The following is a 17,117-nucleotide window of genomic DNA, read 5'->3' as shown; positions in this document are numbered from 1 at the left end:
GTCGGCGCAGCGGCGGGCGCGGCCCCGGCCGGCTCCGCGGCGACGGAGCGCCGATCCGCCGCCGGCCGGGAGCAGCGCGTCTACATCCGCATCGGCGCGCAGAGAGAGCAGCCCGCCGTGCTCGCGAGCCTCAAGAAGCTGCTCGCGTCCCACCCCGGGCCGCTCCCGACGCTTCTCTTCTACGAGCGCGAGCGCCGCACGGTCGCCCTCTCCGACGAGCTGAGAGTCAAGCCGTCGCCGGAGCTGACCGGCAGCGTCGAGAGGCTGCTCGGCGAAGGAAGCATCCGCGTCAAATAACGGTTAGCGATAATCCGCATCCTGCGACTTCGGGACATGGCCATGTCCGTCGCCGCGAGGATGCGGTTTTTTTTCGTGCCCGGGAAAAGAGCAAGGGAGAAATAGCCGGCAAGTCCCAGGGACGGGGAGCGGGAAGCGGCGGGAGCGGGCTCTCTCCGGAAGCGGCTTGGTTGCTAGTCTCAAGGCATCTGTGCTATCATTTCTGTATTGTGGAGTGAGTCTTGGCTCCCACGGTAATCTCGGCGCTGTGCGTCCGCTCGATCGATTCGGGGATCGGCATGGATCGGATCGAAGGAGTTCTTTATCCGAGCGGGCTCGAAGCTTTTTTTATGCAGATCATCAATCCAGGTTTCAGCCTACGCCATCCATTGGGGGTACCGCTTCATGTGGACGGTCATTTACATTGCGCCGACCGCGAAGATTGCGGAACGGATCCAGAGACGCCTGACCGAGGAAGGGTTCCTCGTTCAGGTGCGCCCCATTAACCTGACCAAGCCTCAATACGAGATATTGGTGCCGTCCGGAGAAGTGCAAGAAGTGCAGGAAGTGCTCGGCAGCATTCTGCATCTGTAGCCGAACCGGATTCCGACCGCAAGCCCGGCGCGTGCTTGCCGGCGGATGGCCCCGCGCACGTCACGCCTGATCGAAGCGGACCGTTCCCGAGGACAGAGATCGGGCGGACCGCCATTTTTGCGCCTTGTGAGGTGTCGCTGTGTTCAAGGATTTTTTCCAGAAGAAGAAATATGCGGTCGTCCCGACCCAGACGAACTCTGGCGCGAACGCCGCCGAGCGGCCTAAGCGCGAGATTCCCGAAGGGCTCATGAACCGATGCCCGAAGTGCGGCAATATTCAATTCAGCAAGGAACTCGAGAAGAATCTCAAAGTATGCTCCACCTGCGGCCACCACTTCCGGCTGAACGCCTGGGAGCGCATCGCGATGACGTTGGACGACGGCCGCCTCTCGGAGATCGACGCGGACCTCGTCTCCGAGGATCCTCTCGAATTCCCGGGCTACAAGAAGAAGCTTCAGCAGCAGACGGAGAGCTCCGGCCTGCGGGACGCGATCGTCACCGGAGAAGGCGAGATCGGCGGCTTCCCCGTCGTCGTCGGCGTCATGAGCTTCGACTTCTTCAGCGGCAGCATGGGTTCCGTCGTGGGCGAGAAGGTGACCCGCGCGATCGAGCTGGCGATGGAGAAGCGGCTTCCGCTGATCCTGTTCTCGACTTCGGGCGGAGCGCGGATGCAGGAGAGCATCCTGAGCCTGATGCAGATGGCCAAGACGAGCGCCGCGCTTGCGAAGTTCCAGGACCGCGGCGGCCTGTTCATCTCGGTGTTCACCGACCCGACGATGGGCGGCGTCTCCGCCAGCTTCGCCAGCCTCGGCGATTACAATCTGGCCGAGCCCGGAGCGCTCGTCGGCTTCGCGGGACGGATCGTCATCGAACAGACGATCCGCCAGAAGCTGCCGGACAACTTCCAGACGGCCGAATTCAATCTGAAGCACGGCCAGCTGGACAAGGTCGTCCACCGCAAAGACATGAAGGCGTTCTTGACCAAGCTGCTCGACATGCACGCCGCGAAAGGAGAGCGAGCGGATGTCCGCTGAACTGCCGTTTGAGAAGCCGCTGGACGAGCTGCGGAAGAAGATCGACCACTTGCGTCAGGTCGGGATCGACCAGCAGATCGATTTCACCGAAGAGCTCGCCCGCCTGGAAGAGAAGTACAAGCAGATGGAGGACGAGCTGTACAGCAGCCTGAGCGCGGCCCAGATCATGCATCTGGCCCGCCACCATCAGCGTCCGACTTCGCTTGATTATATCAATCTGGTTTTCACCGATTTCATCGAACTCCATGGCGACCGCCTGTTCGCGGACGATCTGGCGATCGTCGGCGGCCTGGCCAAGCTGAACGGCGTGCCGGTGACGGTCGTCGGCCACCAGCGGGGCAAGGACACGAAGGACAACATTCAGCGCTTCTTCGGCAGTCCCCATCCCGAAGGCTTCCGCAAGGCGCTGCGCTTCATGCAGCAGGCGAACAAGTTCGGACGCCCGATCGTGACGTTCATCGACACGAAGGGCGCTTATCCCGGCGACACCGCCGAAGCCCGCGGGCAATCGGAAGCGATCGCCCGCAATCTCCGCGAGATGGCCCTCTTCGGAGTGCCGATCATCTGCGTCGTCATCGGCGAAGGCGGAAGCGGCGGCGCGCTCGCGCTCGGGGTCGGCAACCGCGTGCTCATGCTCGAGAATGCGATCTACTCCGTCATCTCGCCGAACGGCGCCGCTTCCATCCTGTGGAAGGACGCCTCCAAGGCGGACGTGGCGGCGGAAGCGATGAAGATTACGGCCCGCGACCTGAAGGAGTTCGGAATCATCGAAGAGATCATTCCCGAGCCGAAGGGCGGGGCGCACCGCGATCCGGCCGCTGCGGCCGAGTCGATCCGCGAGGCGCTGTGGAATCATCTGCAAGAGCTGTCCGCCATGACGCCGGAGCAGCTTATCGAAGACCGCTACCGCAAGTTCCGCGCCATCGGCGAGTTCGCCGAGCTGAATGCGGGACCGGCCGACTCTTCGGCCGTGGCGGAAGCCGCGATTCCGGAATAAGGAGTCCGCGGCGGCGGCCGCATAGAACCCGTTGATCGTCCCGAAGCCTTCCCGCCCCGCGCGGGAAGGGTCGGGTTTTAAGTCATGTTACGCACGCAACAGTAAACGGAGGAACGAGAAACCATGCGCAAAACGAAAATCGTCTGCACCATCGGCCCGGCAAGCGAATCCCTCGAGAACACGAAGAAGCTGATCCAAGCCGGCATGAACGTCGCCCGCCTCAACTTCTCCCACGGCGACTACGAAGAGCACGGCAACCGGATCAAGGCGATCCGCCAAGCGTCCCGGGAGCTCGGCAAGACCGTCGCGATCCTGCTGGATACGAAGGGGCCGGAGATTCGCCTCGGCAAGCTGAAGGAAGAGCCGATCGAGCTCGTGCAAGGCGAAGACATCACGCTGACGACGGAAGAGATTCTCGGCGACATCAAGCGGATTCCGATTACATACAAGGAGCTGCCGAACGACGTTCACGTCGGCTCGACGATTCTGATCGACGACGGACTGATCGGCCTGACGGTCACCGGGATCGAAGGCACCGAGATTCACTGCCGCATCGTGAACAGCGGCCAGATCAAGAGCAAGAAGGGCGTCAACGTGCCGGGAGTCGCCATCTCCATGCCCGGCATCACCGAGAAGGACGCCAGCGACATCCGCTTCGGCATCGAGCAGAACGTCGACTTCATCGCGGCTTCGTTCGTGCGCCGCGCCAGCGACGTTCTGGAGATCCGCGAGCTGCTGGAGCGGCACGGCGGCCAGCACATCCAGATCATCTCCAAGATCGAGAACCAGCAAGGCGTCGACAACCTGGACGAGATCCTCGAAGTGTCCGACGGCCTGATGGTCGCCCGCGGCGACCTGGGCGTCGAGATTCCGGCCGAGGAAGTTCCGCTCGTGCAGAAGCAGATGATCGAGAAGTGCAACCGCGTCGGCAAGCCGGTCATCACGGCGACCCAGATGCTCGATTCGATGCAGCGCAACCCGCGCCCGACCCGCGCGGAAGCGTCCGACGTCGCCAACGCGATCTTCGACGGCACCGACGCGATCATGCTGTCCGGCGAGACCGCCGCGGGCAAGTATCCGATGGAATCGGTGCAGACGATGGCCGCCATCGCCGTGCGCGCGGAATCGGCGTTGCATTACCGCGAGATCTTCCAGAAGCAGGCCCAGGCCCAGCAGACGTCCGTGACGGAAGCGATCAGCCAGGCGGTCGCCAACTCCTCGCTCGACCTCGACGCCAACGCGATCGTCACGTCGACCGAGAGCGGCTACACCGCCCGCATGGTATCCAAGTACCGCCCGAAGGCTCCGATCATCGCCGTTACGCCGGATGAGCAGGTGGTTCGCCGCCTGCAGCTCGTATGGGGCGTCGTTCCGATTCAAGGGACGCTCGCGGGCTCCACGGACGAGATGTTCGACATCGCCGTGGCCGGCGCGCTGAAGAGCGGACACGTCCGTCTCGGCGACACCGTCGTCATCACGGCGGGCGTACCGGTCGGCCGCTCCGGCACGACGAACCTGATCAAGATCCACCACATCGGCGAGTTGATCGCCCAAGGCCAAGGCATCGGCTCGCAGAGCGCGACGGGCAAGGTCGTCATCGCCCGCACGCCGGAAGAAGCCGTGAGCAAGATGACGGAAGGCGCCATTCTGGTCGCTCCGTCGACCGACAAGGACTACATGCCCGCCTTCGAGAAGGCGGCGGCCGTCATCACCGAAGGCGGCGGCATTACGTGCCACGCGGCGGTCGTCGGCTTGAACCTCGGCATCCCGGTTATCGTCGGGGTATCCGAGGCGCTCGACCGGCTCAAGGACGGCATGGAGGTCACCTTGTACGCGGAGAAGGGCGTCATCTACTCCGGACAGGCGAAGGTACTGTAATCCGATAGCATCAGCGGAATAGCGGCGCGCATGCCGCTATTTCTCGTTTTACCGGCCGGAGCCCGTTCGCCGCGACGGGCGGGAGGTTCGGGGCCGAGACGAATAGGGATCGAGGCGACCGGAGACGGCGGCAAAATGGCGGCAAAATGACGACAAAGGAGGGAATGGATGTGAACGAATGGTTTATGCACCCGCTGCGGGTCCGCTACCAGGAGACGGACAAGATGGCCGTCGTCTACCATACGAACTACATTACGTGGTTCGAGATCGGCCGCACGGAGTGGATCCGCCATGCGGGGCTATCCTACAGGGAGATCGAGGAACGGGGGCTGCTTCTGCCCGTCGTTCATCTCGAGGCGTCTTACCTGCAGCCGGCCCAATACGACGACCTGGTGACGATCTGCACGCGAGTGACCGAATTCACGAAGGTTCGCTTGCGGTTCGAATATCGCGTCGTGCTCGGCGATCGGACGGAGGGAGGCGCCATCCGGACCTCGCAAGAGGAGCCGGAGGGCAAGCTGCTGGCCAAGGGCGGCACGCTGCACGGCTGGATCAACTCGGATTGGAAGGTCGTCGGCCTCGACCGGGCGGCGCCGGACGTCTACGAGCTGCTTCGGAGAACGGCGGAGGGCGAAGCGAAGTAACGGCGGCAACGGATCGTCGGCTCGGGAGAGACCGGAACGCCTTCGTCCGCCGAACGTACAACATAAGATAAGATCCGTCTGTGGAAAAGGAGGAGGATGGCCATGTGGCTGCGCAAAGCGGCTTGGCTGTTCGTCATCGCGTTCGTCGCCGAGCTGGCGGGCATCGTCGCGATGGGCCATTGGATCGGCGCATGGCCGACCTTCGGCCTTCTGTTTATCGGAGCCGCGCTCGGAGGCATGCTCGCCCGCTCGGAAGGACGCAAGAGCTGGGAGGAAGCCCGCCGGCTCCTGCAGGAGGGGAGGCCGCCCGGCCACGCGGTGCTCGACGGCCTGTGCGTAGTGGCGGGAGGCGTGCTCCTCGTCATCCCGGGCTTCCTGTCCGACATCGTCGGCCTCACCCTGCTTCTGCCGTTCACGAGGCCGCTCTACCGCGCCGCCATCTTCGTGTGGCTGGAGAAGAAGTTCCGTTCCGGGGCGGTTCGGATCTACCGCGGCCCCTTCGGAAGAGGATAGACCGGGAGAATGCGGCCGGGAACGCACGAACCGCAAGCGCCGGAGAAGGCGGCTGGCCGCGGCCGGCTTCCTTCTTTATGATTTTCCCCCGTGCAGAATAAACCTTCCGATATCCCGGAACACGTTCGCCCGGTGGCAGGCCGTCAGCACGACGATCGTCACGGGCCCGACGATCAGCCCCAGGAACCCGAACAGCTTCAGCCCGACGAACATGGCGACGAGAGTCGGCAGCGGATCGAGGCCGACGCTGGTGGCGAGCACCTTCGGCTCGATGATCTGCCTGGCGACCAGAACGATGCCGTACAGGATCGACAGGGCGGTTCCGAGTCTCCAATCCCCGACGATGAACTGGTACGCGATCCAGGGCAGCATGGCCGCGCCGACTCCCAGGTACGGGAGCAGGTCCACGAAGCCGATCAGCAGGCCGATCGACACCGCGTTTTTCACCCCGATGACGAGCAGCCCCGCGATGACGACGACCGCGGTGATCGTGATCATGATCAATTGGGCGCGGACGTACCCGAGCAGCGCCTGCCGCAGATCCCGCGAGACGGCTCCCGCCCGCTTGCGAAGCGGCGCCGGGAACCATTCGGCCATCCGGCCGAGGTAGCGGTTCCAGTCCTTGCTGATGAAGAAGGACGCCAACAGTACGACGACCGCGATCGTGGCGACCTGCGGCAGCGAGGACAGCACGGTCACGATCCCGTTCAGGAACAGCCCGATCAGGCTCGAGCCCTGCTCGGCCACCGCCTTCGCCGTGTCGGAGATGCGGCTGTTGATCGTCTCCTGGTAATTCGGATTGTCGCGATAGAAGGCGTTGATTCGCTCCACGAGCCCTTGAATGTCGGGGCGGCTCAGGAAGGCGTCGATCGACTCCTCCGCCCACGCGACCATGCTCTGAAGCGAGCCGGATAAGTTCATGATCTCGCTGACGAGCCGCACGACGAGAGCGGAGACGACCGTCAGCATGGACGCGGAGAACAGAAGAAGGGTCGCGGTGACCGCCAGCCAGCGGGGGAAGCGAGCCTTCGCGTGGAGCCATCCGACGAACGGATTCAGGGCATAGGCGAGCAGCCACCCTAATAGAAATGGATAAACAAGAGGCACCGCCCAGCCGATAACAAAGAATAAACCCGCCGCCGCGGCCATGACCGCGAGCAGCCGCAGCCATTGGCCGCCGATCCGTCGATCCACGGGCCCGCCCTCCTTGCGCCGTTCGCTACTTCCATTTTAGAGGAAGGAGCCGGATATCCGCGCAAGGCTAGACGCTCATTTCCCCGAGTTATTTCGACGCGCGGGGTCGAAGGCTGCTCCATTTTACACCGCGTTAACATTACGCGAACGTTCGCTTTACATTTCTCCAACATAATGAAGGGACAAGGAAGCCGCATCGAAGGCGGTTCGAGGGGGATCCGAAGAATGACGGTGTCCAAAAAATACATCAACAGGGACCTGAGTTGGATCGAGTTCAACCGGAGAGTGCTGGAGGAAGCGGAGGACGTCTCCGCTCCCCTGCTCGAGAGGTTCCAATTCCTGTCCATCGTCTCCAGCAATTTGGACGAGTTCATGAGCGTTCGCGTCGCGGGCCTCAAGGACCAACTCAAGGCCGGCTTCAATAAATCGGATTTCACGGGCTATACGCCCCATGGCTTGACCAAGAGAATCATGAAGCGAACGAGCCAGATGGTGAGGCAGCAGTACAAGACGTACCGGGAGCTGATGCGCTCCCTCGCCAAGGAAGGAGCCGTCCTCGTCTCGTGGGAGGACCTCAGCGCCGAGCAGGAGAGAGCGATGACCGAATACTTCCAGGACATCGTCTATCCCGTCTTGACGCCGATGGCGGTCGACGTCAGCCGGCCGTTCCCTCTTCTGCACAGCAAAGAGCTGTACCTGGCCGTCGTGCTGCGCCCGAGCCTCGGCGACGAGAAGCTGACCGATCAGGAGTTCTGCGCGATCGTCCAGGTGCCGTCGATTCTGCCGCGCACGATCCGCGTCCCGGGCCGCAAGAACGCGCGCCGTCAGACGTACCTGCTGCTGGAGGATCTCATCAAGGAGCAGATCGGCCAGCTGTTCAGCGGCTATGTCACGGAAGCGGTGCACGCGTTCCGGGTGACGCGCAATTCGGACCTCGCCCTGAACGAGGAAGGGGCCGAGGATCTTCTGCAGGAGATCGAGAAGGAGCTGCGGCGCCGCCGCAGAGGCTTCCCCGTCCGCCTCGAGATCGAGAAGGGAATGCACGGGCACGCGAGGGAGCTGCTGTGCGACGAGCTCGACATCGCGGAGGACGTGTTCGAGATCGACGGCCCGCTGGACCTGACCTTCCTGTCCAAGTTCGCCGGATCGCTTCAGAACTTCGACCATCTCCGGTACGCGCCGATCGATCCGGTCTATCCGCTCGAATTCGAGGAGTCGGACGACATTCTGCCGGTGCTTCGCGAGCGGGACGTGCTCGTCTACCATCCGTACGAATCGTTCGAAGCGGTCAACGACTTCATCTGCGAGGCGGCGGACGATCCGGAGGTGCTCGCCATCAAGATGACGCTGTACCGCGTCAGCGTCAACTCCGTGCTCGTCCAGGCGCTCGCGAAGGCGGCCGAGTCCGGCAAGCAGGTGACCGTCGTCGTCGAGCTGAAGGCGAGGTTCGACGAGGAGCGCAACATCGCGTGGGCGCGCCAGCTCGAGAAGGCCGGCTGCCACGTCGTGTACGGCCTCGTCGGGCTGAAGACGCACGCGAAGATCACGCTCGTCGTCCGCCGGGAAGCGGGTTCGCTCAAGCGGTACGTGCACGTGGGGACGGGCAATTACAACGAGAACACGGCGCGGCTGTATACCGACGTCGGCCTGTTCACCTGCCATCCGGATATCGGGGCGGACGCTTCCGCCCTGTTCAACGAGATGACCGGCTATTCGACCCCGCACGACTGGCGGGCGTTCGCCGTCGCTCCGGCAGGCCTCAAGCCGAAGCTGTTCGACCTGATCGACCGGGAGATCGCCCACGCGAAGGCGGGGCGGCCGGCGAGAATCGTCGCGAAGATGAACTCGCTGTCCAACCAGTCGATGATCGACAAGCTGTACGAGGCGTCCCAGGCGGGCGTCGCGATCGACCTGATCGTACGGGGCGTCTGCTGCCTGCGTCCGGGCGTCGAAGGGCTGAGCGAGAACGTGCGCGTCATCAGCATCGTCGACCGGTTCCTCGAGCACGCGCGCATTCTGGCGGTGTCGGGCGGCGGGGAAGAGGAAGTGTACATCTCCAGCGCCGACTGGATGACGCGCAACCTGAGCCGCCGGGTCGAGCTGCTATGCCCGGTCTACGACCCGAGTCTGAGGCAGATGCTCATCAACCTGCTGAATCTGAACCTGCACGACAACGTGAAGGCCCGCGAGCTGCAGCCGAGCGGCAACTACGTCCGGGTCGGCCTCAAGGAGGATCCGCTGCGCAGCCAGTTCGACGCGGCCGACATTCCTCTCTGGAAGACGGTCGCGGCCGCTCTGGAGGAGTAGGCGGGAGCAAGGGTCGGAACGGACGGGTTATCGGAAGTCGAAAAGCAAAAGGCCCCGCCTCTCTCTTCATGAGGGAGGCGAGGCTTCTTTTATTACTTTATGGAGAACGCGCGTCGCGTTGCGATTCCGTCTTTCTGCCTAAATAACGTCTCCTGAGTTCGTAAGAGAACGGAGCCGATGAACCGGAACCGGTTGGCCGTAGCGCACCAGCACGTGCCACAGGTATTTGAGCTCCTGCAGAACTTCGGCATAGCTCCCCCTGTCGCTCCACGCCTCCGGGTTCCGCTTCAGGTCGAAGGCGGCGGCCCCGATCGCGGCGGCGTCGACCCGGCCGTTCCGGGCGATCCGTCCGGCCAGGGAAGGCATGCCGGGTCCCCGGAAGTCCGCCGGAACCCGGTCGGCGCGAAGCTCGAAGCCCCTATGCCAGCGCAGGTCGAGGCTATGGAGGGACGCCAGCCGCTCCAGCGTCCGCCCCGCGTCCGTGCCCCGGAACGACGGATCGGCGACGAGAACGTCGGCATCGTCCGACAGCGAGACGGCGCCGTGAACCTGGGCTTCGATATAGGCGTTCAGGTTCCGCCGGGCCGAGCGGGACGAAGGGTCCGGCCGCGGCTTGCCGAGCCCGTTCTTCAGGCGGTTGAGCAGCCGCCGCGGAGTCAGGGGCCGTTCGCCGAGCGCGCCCTCCTCCAGGAAGGCGTCCCGGAGCAGAGCGGCCATGACGTCGTCGAATTCGTCCAGCGTCCCCTTCTCGTCGGGGTCTTGGTGGGAGTCCAGGTAGGTGAACGTGCACCGGCGGGAGACGCCGGGCGCCAAGAGCAGATAACACGATCCGAACCGCGGAGCCGGACCGTCCGGATGCGACAGCAGGTCGAGCGCGCCGTACTTCGGCCGTTCGGCGTTCGCCGCGCCTTCGCGGTGGTACGCGCCTCCGAAGAGCTTCCGCTCCCAGAGATCCCGGGCCCCGCCCGGGTAGGCCGAGACGCTGCCGTTCGAGATTCCGGTATCGAACTGGCTCCTGTACATTCCGTCCTCGAGCAGGGACTCGGCGACGCTTCGGCCGTCGGCGGCCGGGCGGTCGGGGTGGAAGTGCAGGGCGACCCGGGCGTTCGCTCTGATCGAGGAGAGGGCATCTTCGTACGCTTCCCATGGAAGGTTCGACATCCGCAGCACGTCCCCGATCTCTCTCCTCGCGTCGTCCGCCCGGCTTCTCGCGCAGGCCTCGACATGCCGAATCGCCAGGCTCTGGAAGGAAGACCGTTCCTCTCGTTCGGACATCCGCTTCACCTTCTTTTCGATCCTGGCCTTATTTTACATAATTCTGCCGTTCCCGAGAATCTGCGCTAACATTAGACCTCTATGATAGAAGCAACGACCGACGAGAGGAGAGCGTTCATGATCGTATACGACGTCATCGTGGGCGGGAAGATCCAGGAGACGATCCGCCCGAAGCGGCAGAAGCTCAGAGAGATCTACGACTATGTGAACGAGCAGATGAAGGACATGAAGCGCAAATACGGGCAAGGCGTTCAAGTCAAAAGAAGAATGGTTTACTGAAAATAAGGTCCGCCTCGGGGCGCCTTATTTTTTTATTGCCTGGAAGCCGCGTGCAGCTTCGGCGTCAGCCCCCAGTTCTTCTTGAAGTCCTTCGCGATCGATTCGACCTCCATCTTCTCCACGGGGAGCGGATGGCTCGAGGCCGCGGCGAGCCGCAGCTTGTTGCCGCCCTGGACGGACACGTCCAGCGACGAGATCGCCTGGGATTCGCTGCGGTCCAGAGCCGCCGCGAGCTGGAGCAGGGAGCCGAGCTTCGCCGCGGTGTCGTAATCCCCTTCCTTCAGGATAGAGCGGTAGGACGCCAGCTTGTTGCGGAGCGGGCCGGGGCCCTTGTACGACGCGACGGCCGCGGTCAGCAGGATGTCCCGATGGGACAGCCCGTTCCAATGGGCGTGCATCAGAATATAGAACGTATGGTCGGAGCTGTCGTTGAAGTCGATGATCGCGCCGATGCGGAACAGGCGGGACGCGGCGTCCAGCAGCTTCCGCGACGATTCGGGCAGCCCGGCGGCGGGGGCGAGCCGGTCGTACAGCGTCATGGCGAGCCGGTTCACCTGCGCCAGATGCTCCTCCGGGGCGGAAGGATACAGGGCGATCAGGTTCCGGATGCTGTCCTCCAGCACTTGGCCGGGGACGGTCGGCTCCCGCTTCGGGAGGCACGTCTCGAAGAACAGGCCGTCCCGGAGACCGGCGCCGCAGATGACGATGCGGGAGGCCGAGCTCTCGCGGAACACCGCGCGGAGAATGGCCAGCCCGGGAACGATGACGTCGGCGCGGTCCTTGGAGAGGCCGGGGATCTTGCGGCGCTTGTCCACGTTGAGCGGCGCCAGCTTCGCGATCATGTCGTCGAGCGCCCGGTCCGGCGGCTCGTAGCCGTGCAGGTTGGCGTAGGGATAATCGCCCGAGCGCTGGCACAGCTTGGCGAACGCCCGGGTCGTGCCGCCGAGGCCGATCAGGGGCAGGCCGGGGTTCTGCGCGATCCAGGGCTCCGAGCGAAGCCGGGCGCGGATCTCCTCCTGAATGAGCTCGAGCTGGGCGGCGGAGACGGCGTTGCCCTGCAGCGAATGCCGGGCCGCCGTGTTGACGCAGCCGAACGGGAACGAGACGGCTCGAACGAGCTTGCGGTCGCGGAGAAGGCTGATCTCGGTGCTGCCGCCCCCGATGTCGACGAGGAAGGCTTCGCGGACGTCCATCGTCCGCAGCATGGCGACGCTGCCGTAGCGGGCTTCGTCCTCGCCGGACAGCAGCTCGATGGACAGCCCGGTGTCGCGGTTCAGCTTGTCCAGCACCTGGCTCCCGTTGGCCGCCTGCCGGATGGCCGCGGTGGCCACGGCGCGGATGCGGGAGGCGCCGTGCATCGTGCAGATGCGCCGGAAGTGCCGCAGCACTTCGGCCAATTCTTCTATCGCTTCGAGGGGAAGAATGCCGTCCTCGTTCAGCTTCTGGCTGAGCCGGGCCGGCCAACGGCCCTGGTCGATGACGCGGTGCGCGCCGTTCTCCGCCACTTGATAGACGGCGAGGCGAACGGTGTTGGAGCCGATGTCGATCATGCCGGTCACTTGCGCGGAATCCTTCAAAGCGGGTGCGCCTCCTTCGGTATGTCAAGCGGAACGGACGCGGCTGCCTGAGCCGCCGCGGAGTGCCCTCGCTGTCGGAATGGTGGAATGGGTGTCGGGTCTGAACCTATTTTAACATCCGGGGCCTTGCGGCAAAAGAACCTTTCTGCCGCCGCCGATCGACGTCCGGGTTCATTTCGACGCGAGGGGCCCCGATCCAGAATCAGGAATACGGGGGCGGCCGGCGGGGCACAATGAAGCTCGGCGTTCGCCCGCCGCGTCCCTTTTCTCGCGGGCGCTCATCGCATTTTTCTATGGCGTCGATAAAGCATTTTTATTCCCCGTTCGGTTCCATTCAATGTCAAAATCGTTTATCATTAAAAATGACTGAAATTCCGTAGCAATTTCCGTTTTCCGGTCCTAATCGCGCGGGATATCCGCCATGCGCGGGCGGAGCGCGGTTTATGTCGCTCTTATGCGCGTTCCCGATCGCCTTAGCGCGATTTCTTCAATTTGCGAACGAAGGAGAGAATCCCCATGACGGCAACGAAAGGTCTTGAAGGCATCGTGGCCGCGGCCTCGTCGATCAGCTCCATTATCGACGGCGTGCTGACGTACCGCGGCATCGACATCGACGAACTGGCGGAGAAGGCGACTTTCGAAGAAGTCGCTTATTTGTTGTGGCACGGCAAGCTCCCGACCCAATCGGAGCTGGACGCTCTAATCCGCGAGCTCGGCGAGAACGCGGCCGTTCCGGAGGAGGTCATCGCCGGACTGCGCCTGTATCCGGCCGGAAGCAACTCCATGGCCGCCCTCCGCACGGTCGTGTCGAGCCTGGCGCTCTACGACGCCGAAGCGCAGGACATGAGCCGCGAAGCGAACATCCGCAAGGCGGTCAAGCTGCAAGCCCAGCTGCCGACGGTCGTCGCCGCGTTCGCGCGCATCCGCCAAGGCAAGGACCCGATCGCTCCGAAGAAGGGCGTCTCCATCGCCCATAACTTCCTGTACATGCTGACGGGCGAAGAACCGGCCGCCGTCGCGGTCGAAGCGTTGGACAAGGCTCTCGTGCTGCACGCCGACCACGAATTGAACGCCTCCACGTTCGCGGCCCGCGTTACGGTCGCCACGCTGTCGGACATCTACTCCGGCGTCACGTCCGCGATCGGCGCCCTGAAGGGTCCGCTGCACGGCGGCGCCAACGAAGCGGTTATGGTCATGCTCGACGAGATCGGCTCGCTCGCGAACGTCGAGCCGTACATCCAGGCGAAGCTGGACAAGAAGGAGAAGGTCATGGGCTTCGGGCACCGCGTCTACAAGAACGGCGACCCGCGCGCGAAGCATCTGCAGCAGATGTCCCGCCAGCTCGGCGAGCTGAAGGGCGACATGACGCTGTACGAGATGTCCGTGAAGATCGAGGACCTGGTCACCGGCCAGAAGGGCCTCAAGCCGAACGTCGACTTCTACTCCGCTTCGTGCTACACGATGCTGGGCATCCCGCGCGACCTGTTCACGCCGATCTTCGCGATCAGCCGCGTGTCCGGCTGGACGGCCCATATCCTCGAGCAGTACGATGACAACCGCCTCATCCGTCCGCGCGCCGAATACGTCGGCCCGGTCGGCCAGCACTACGTTCCGATCGCCCAGCGCGGCTGAACCGATAAGGGTTAACGCCGGCGGACCGTTCTTGGCGCCTCTCGCGGGAGAATCGCCCAAGGACGGTACGCCGTTGTTGCGGTCATACGCACCAATCAGATCTTTTTCTAGGAGGAGAACACACACATGGCACAATTCGAGAAATTCGCGGCTCCGGCTTCCGGCCAAGCCATCACGGTCGACAACGGGGTCCTGAACGTCCCGAACAACCCGATCATTCCGTTCATCGAAGGCGACGGCACGGGCCGCGACATCTGGCGCGCTTCTCAGCGCGTTCTGGACGCGGCGGTCGAGAAGGCGTACAAGGGCGAGAAGAAGATCGCCTGGTACGAAGTGTTCGCCGGCGAGAAGGCCTTCAATACTTACGGCGAGTGGCTGCCTAACGACACTCTGACCGCGATTCGCGAATACATCATCGCCATCAAGGGACCGCTGACCACTCCGATCGGCGGCGGCATCCGCTCCCTGAACGTCGCTCTGCGCCAGGAGCTCGACCTGTACGTCTGCTTGCGCCCGGTCCGCTACTTCGACGGCGTTCCTTCGCCGGTCAAGCGTCCGGAGCTGGTCGACATGGTCATCTTCCGCGAGAACACCGAGGACATCTACGCGGGCATCGAGTACCAAGCCGAGACGGCCGACGTGAAGAAGGTCATCGAGTTCCTGCAGAAGGAGATGGGCGTCAAGAAGATCCGCTTCCCGGAGACGTCCGGCATCGGCATCAAGCCGGTCTCGTCCGAAGGCTCGAAGCGTCTCGTGCGCGCCGCGATCGAATACGCGATCAAGCATAAGCGCAAGTCCGTCACCCTCGTTCACAAGGGCAACATCATGAAGTTCACGGAAGGCGCGTTCAAGAACTGGGGCTACGAAGTGGCCGAGACCGAGTTCGCCGACCAGACCTTCACGTGGGGCCAATACGACAAGATCAAAGCCGAGCAAGGCGAAGAAGCGGCCAACGCGGCTCAGAAGGCGGCTCTTGACGCGGGCAAGATCCTGATCAAGGACGCCATCGCCGACATCGCGCTGCAGCAAGTTCTGACCCGTCCGACCGACTTCGACGTCATCGCGACGCTGAACCTGAACGGCGACTACCTGTCCGACGCCCTGGCCGCTCAAGTCGGCGGCATCGGCATCGCACCGGGAGCCAACATCAACTACGTGACCGGACATGCCATCTTCGAAGCGACTCACGGCACCGCGCCGAAGTACGCCGACAAGGACGTCGTCAACCCGGGCTCCGTCATCCTGTCCGGCGTCATGCTCTTCGAGCACCTGGGCTGGCTGGAAGCGGCCGACCTGATCTACAAGGGTCTGGAGAAGTCCATCAACAGCAAGATCGTCACGTACGACTTCGCCCGTCTGATGGAAGGCGCGACCGAAGTCAAGTGCTCGCAGTTCGCGGACGAGATTATTAAGAATATGTAAGCAAACGCCCCCCTAGCTCCCCCTTCCCTTTCCAAGGGGGACCGAGGGCTCTCGCCCTCTGGAGACCCGTCCGAATAACGTCGGGGAGACAGAGGCGCGATGGCTAAGGGGCTAGAGGGGAGAGCTGAACCGCATTCGGATGGATCCGAATGCGGTTTGTGCTTAGTACGGGACAAAGAGTTGGCAAAAATCGGGTTAAGGGCGTTATGGAAAGGCGAAAATAGGTAGTGAGCAGTAAAAGCGAAACCGAGCGCGGAGATAAAGATCGTTATATTAGTGCGAAGACCGAGCGAAAGACATGGCGGCCGTTAGGCAGGATGGCGCCTGACCCCATGGCGCAGAAATAAGCGAGACCGAGCCGGTAAAGGCGGCGGTTGGCGATCGATAAGGAGGCAATAGGCGTATGGCTATTCAACGCGCGAAAATTACGGTTGTCGGGGCGGGCTTCACCGGCGCGACGACCGCATTGATGCTGGCCCAGAAGGAACTGGGCGACGTCGTTCTGCTCGACATTCCCCAGCTCGAGAACCCGACCAAGGGCAAGGCGCTGGACATGCTCGAATCGACTCCGATCCAGGGCGTCGACTCCCGCATCGCGGGCACCGCCGACTACGCGGATTCCGCGAATTCCGACGTCGTCGTCATTACCGCCGGCATCGCCCGCAAGCCGGGCATGAGCCGCGACGACCTCGTGAACACGAACGCGGGCATCGTCAAGTCCGTGTGCGAGCAGGTGAAGGCATCCAGCCCGAACGCTTATGTCATCATCCTGTCCAATCCCGTCGACGCGATGACCTACGTGGCCTACAAGACGCTCGGCTTCCCCAAGAACCGCGTCATCGGCCAGTCCGGCGTCCTGGATACGGCCCGCTACAACACGTTCCTGGCGCAAGCCCTGAACGTCTCCGTCGAAGACGTCCGCGGCGTCGTGCTCGGCGGCCACGGCGACGACATGGTGCCGCTCGTCCGCTACACGACGATCGGCGGCATTCCGGTCGAGAAGCTGCTTCCGAAGGAGCGGATCGACGCGATCGTGGCCCGCACGCGCACCGGCGGCGGCGAGATCGTGAACCTGCTAGGCAACGGCAGCGCCTATTACGCCCCGGCCGCGTCGCTCGTTCAGATGACCGAAGCGATTCTGAAGGACAAGAAGCGAATTTTGCCGGTCATCGCCCTGATCCAAGGCGAATACGGCTATGAGAACCTGTTCATGGGCGTCCTCGCCGTGCTCGGCGGAGACGGAATCGAGAAGATCATCGATATCGAGCTGACCGCTGAAGAGAAGGCCGCTCTCGACAAGTCGGCCGAATCCGTCCGCAACGTCATCAAGATCGTCGAGAACGTCTAGCGCCATAGCGGGATGCTCGGTTAACGAGAGAGTTTCTCCGCTTCTTCGCGCCCCTTGCACAGGCTTTGCCGCCCTTGCAAGGGTTTTTTTCGCGCGCGGGGTCTAGTCCCCGACCCTGGCAGGTTTTGTTTGCTCTCCAATTTGTGTA

General features: G+C 63.3%; 15 protein-coding genes. 12 read left to right on the top strand and 3 right to left on the bottom strand.

Annotated features, from left to right (window positions below; all coding sequences use genetic code 11):
• From H7B90_RS07575 to H7B90_RS07545, 7 genes are all read left to right on the top strand, one after another.
• On the top strand, nt 1-297 hold a 297-nt coding region (locus H7B90_RS07575; RefSeq protein WP_185135247.1), incomplete at its 5' end, for a hypothetical protein.
• A 384-nt stretch (nt 298-681) separates the two neighbouring features.
• Nucleotides 682-870 carry a glutamate decarboxylase gene (locus tag H7B90_RS07570; RefSeq protein WP_185135246.1) on the top strand — a complete coding sequence of 63 codons (189 nt, stop codon included), beginning with the start codon at nt 682-684 and terminating at the stop codon, nt 868-870.
• 139 nt (nt 871-1,009) lie between these two features.
• On the top strand, nt 1,010-1,903 hold the full coding sequence (gene accD / locus H7B90_RS07565; RefSeq protein WP_185135245.1) for an acetyl-CoA carboxylase, carboxyltransferase subunit beta: 894 nt from the start codon (nt 1,010-1,012) through the stop codon (nt 1,901-1,903).
• Nucleotides 1,893-2,900: an acetyl-CoA carboxylase carboxyl transferase subunit alpha gene (accA, locus tag H7B90_RS07560; RefSeq protein ID WP_185135244.1), complete on the top strand. Its 1,008-nt coding sequence runs from the start codon at nt 1,893-1,895 to the stop codon at nt 2,898-2,900. The genes accD and accA overlap by 11 nt, the downstream gene beginning before the upstream one ends.
• A gap of 123 nt (nt 2,901-3,023) precedes the next feature.
• A complete protein-coding gene (gene pyk / locus H7B90_RS07555) occupies nt 3,024-4,778 on the top strand; it encodes a pyruvate kinase (protein ID WP_185135243.1) in 1,755 nt (584 codons plus the stop codon).
• A gap of 164 nt (nt 4,779-4,942) precedes the next feature.
• Nucleotides 4,943-5,422, top strand: a complete 480-nt coding sequence (locus H7B90_RS07550; protein WP_185135242.1) for an acyl-CoA thioesterase — start codon at nt 4,943-4,945, stop codon at nt 5,420-5,422.
• A gap of 102 nt (nt 5,423-5,524) precedes the next feature.
• The gene (locus H7B90_RS07545; RefSeq protein ID WP_185135241.1) at nt 5,525-5,935 is read left to right on the top strand and encodes an FxsA family protein; all 411 of its coding nucleotides are present in this window, start codon (nt 5,525-5,527) and stop codon (nt 5,933-5,935) included.
• Nucleotides 5,936-6,010: 75 nt separating this feature from the next.
• On the opposite strand, the gene ytvI is transcribed toward H7B90_RS07545, so the two are convergent.
• Nucleotides 6,011-7,129, bottom strand: coding sequence for a sporulation integral membrane protein YtvI (ytvI, locus tag H7B90_RS07540; RefSeq protein ID WP_185135240.1), 1,119 nt, complete (start codon nt 7,127-7,129; stop codon nt 6,011-6,013).
• Between the two features lie 225 nt (nt 7,130-7,354).
• On the opposite strand from ytvI, the gene ppk1 reads away from it, so the two are divergent.
• A complete protein-coding gene (gene ppk1 / locus H7B90_RS07535) occupies nt 7,355-9,436 on the top strand; it encodes a polyphosphate kinase 1 (RefSeq protein ID WP_185135239.1) in 2,082 nt (693 codons plus the stop codon).
• 138 nt (nt 9,437-9,574) lie between these two features.
• Here the strand turns inward: ppk1 and H7B90_RS07530 are convergent, their stop codons facing one another.
• Nucleotides 9,575-10,711 carry a DUF3626 domain-containing protein gene (locus tag H7B90_RS07530; protein WP_185135238.1) on the bottom strand — a complete coding sequence of 379 codons (1,137 nt, stop codon included), beginning with the start codon at nt 10,709-10,711 and terminating at the stop codon, nt 9,575-9,577.
• A gap of 117 nt (nt 10,712-10,828) precedes the next feature.
• On the opposite strand from H7B90_RS07530, the gene H7B90_RS07525 reads away from it, so the two are divergent.
• On the top strand, nt 10,829-10,990 hold the full coding sequence (locus H7B90_RS07525) for a mechanosensitive ion channel protein MscL (protein WP_185135237.1): 162 nt from the start codon (nt 10,829-10,831) through the stop codon (nt 10,988-10,990).
• A gap of 32 nt (nt 10,991-11,022) precedes the next feature.
• Here the strand turns inward: H7B90_RS07525 and H7B90_RS07520 are convergent, their stop codons facing one another.
• On the bottom strand, nt 11,023-12,567 hold the full coding sequence (locus H7B90_RS07520) for a Ppx/GppA phosphatase family protein (RefSeq protein WP_260410838.1): 1,545 nt from the start codon (nt 12,565-12,567) through the stop codon (nt 11,023-11,025).
• A 516-nt stretch (nt 12,568-13,083) separates the two neighbouring features.
• On the opposite strand from H7B90_RS07520, the gene citZ reads away from it, so the two are divergent.
• The 3 genes from citZ to mdh all read left to right on the top strand — a co-directional run bounded on the left by citZ (nt 13,084) and on the right by mdh (nt 16,969).
• Nucleotides 13,084-14,199 (top strand): citrate synthase, encoded by a 1,116-nt coding sequence (gene citZ / locus H7B90_RS07515; protein WP_185135236.1) that lies wholly within the window; start codon nt 13,084-13,086, stop codon nt 14,197-14,199.
• A 126-nt stretch (nt 14,200-14,325) separates the two neighbouring features.
• Entirely contained in the window at nt 14,326-15,621 is a 1,296-nt protein-coding gene (gene icd / locus H7B90_RS07510) for an NADP-dependent isocitrate dehydrogenase (RefSeq protein ID WP_185135235.1), read from the top strand.
• A gap of 403 nt (nt 15,622-16,024) precedes the next feature.
• Nucleotides 16,025-16,969 carry a malate dehydrogenase gene (gene mdh / locus H7B90_RS07505; RefSeq protein WP_185135234.1) on the top strand — a complete coding sequence of 315 codons (945 nt, stop codon included), beginning with the start codon at nt 16,025-16,027 and terminating at the stop codon, nt 16,967-16,969.
• The last annotated feature ends 148 nt before the right edge of the window (nt 16,970-17,117 follow it).

The sequence above is a fragment of the Cohnella xylanilytica genome, assembly GCF_014212175.1.
In the GTDB taxonomy this organism is placed as follows: domain Bacteria; phylum Bacillota; class Bacilli; order Paenibacillales; family Paenibacillaceae; genus Cohnella; species Cohnella xylanilytica.
Note: the sequence above shows the minus strand (reverse complement) of the source record. Positions and strands in the feature narration are given on the sequence as shown.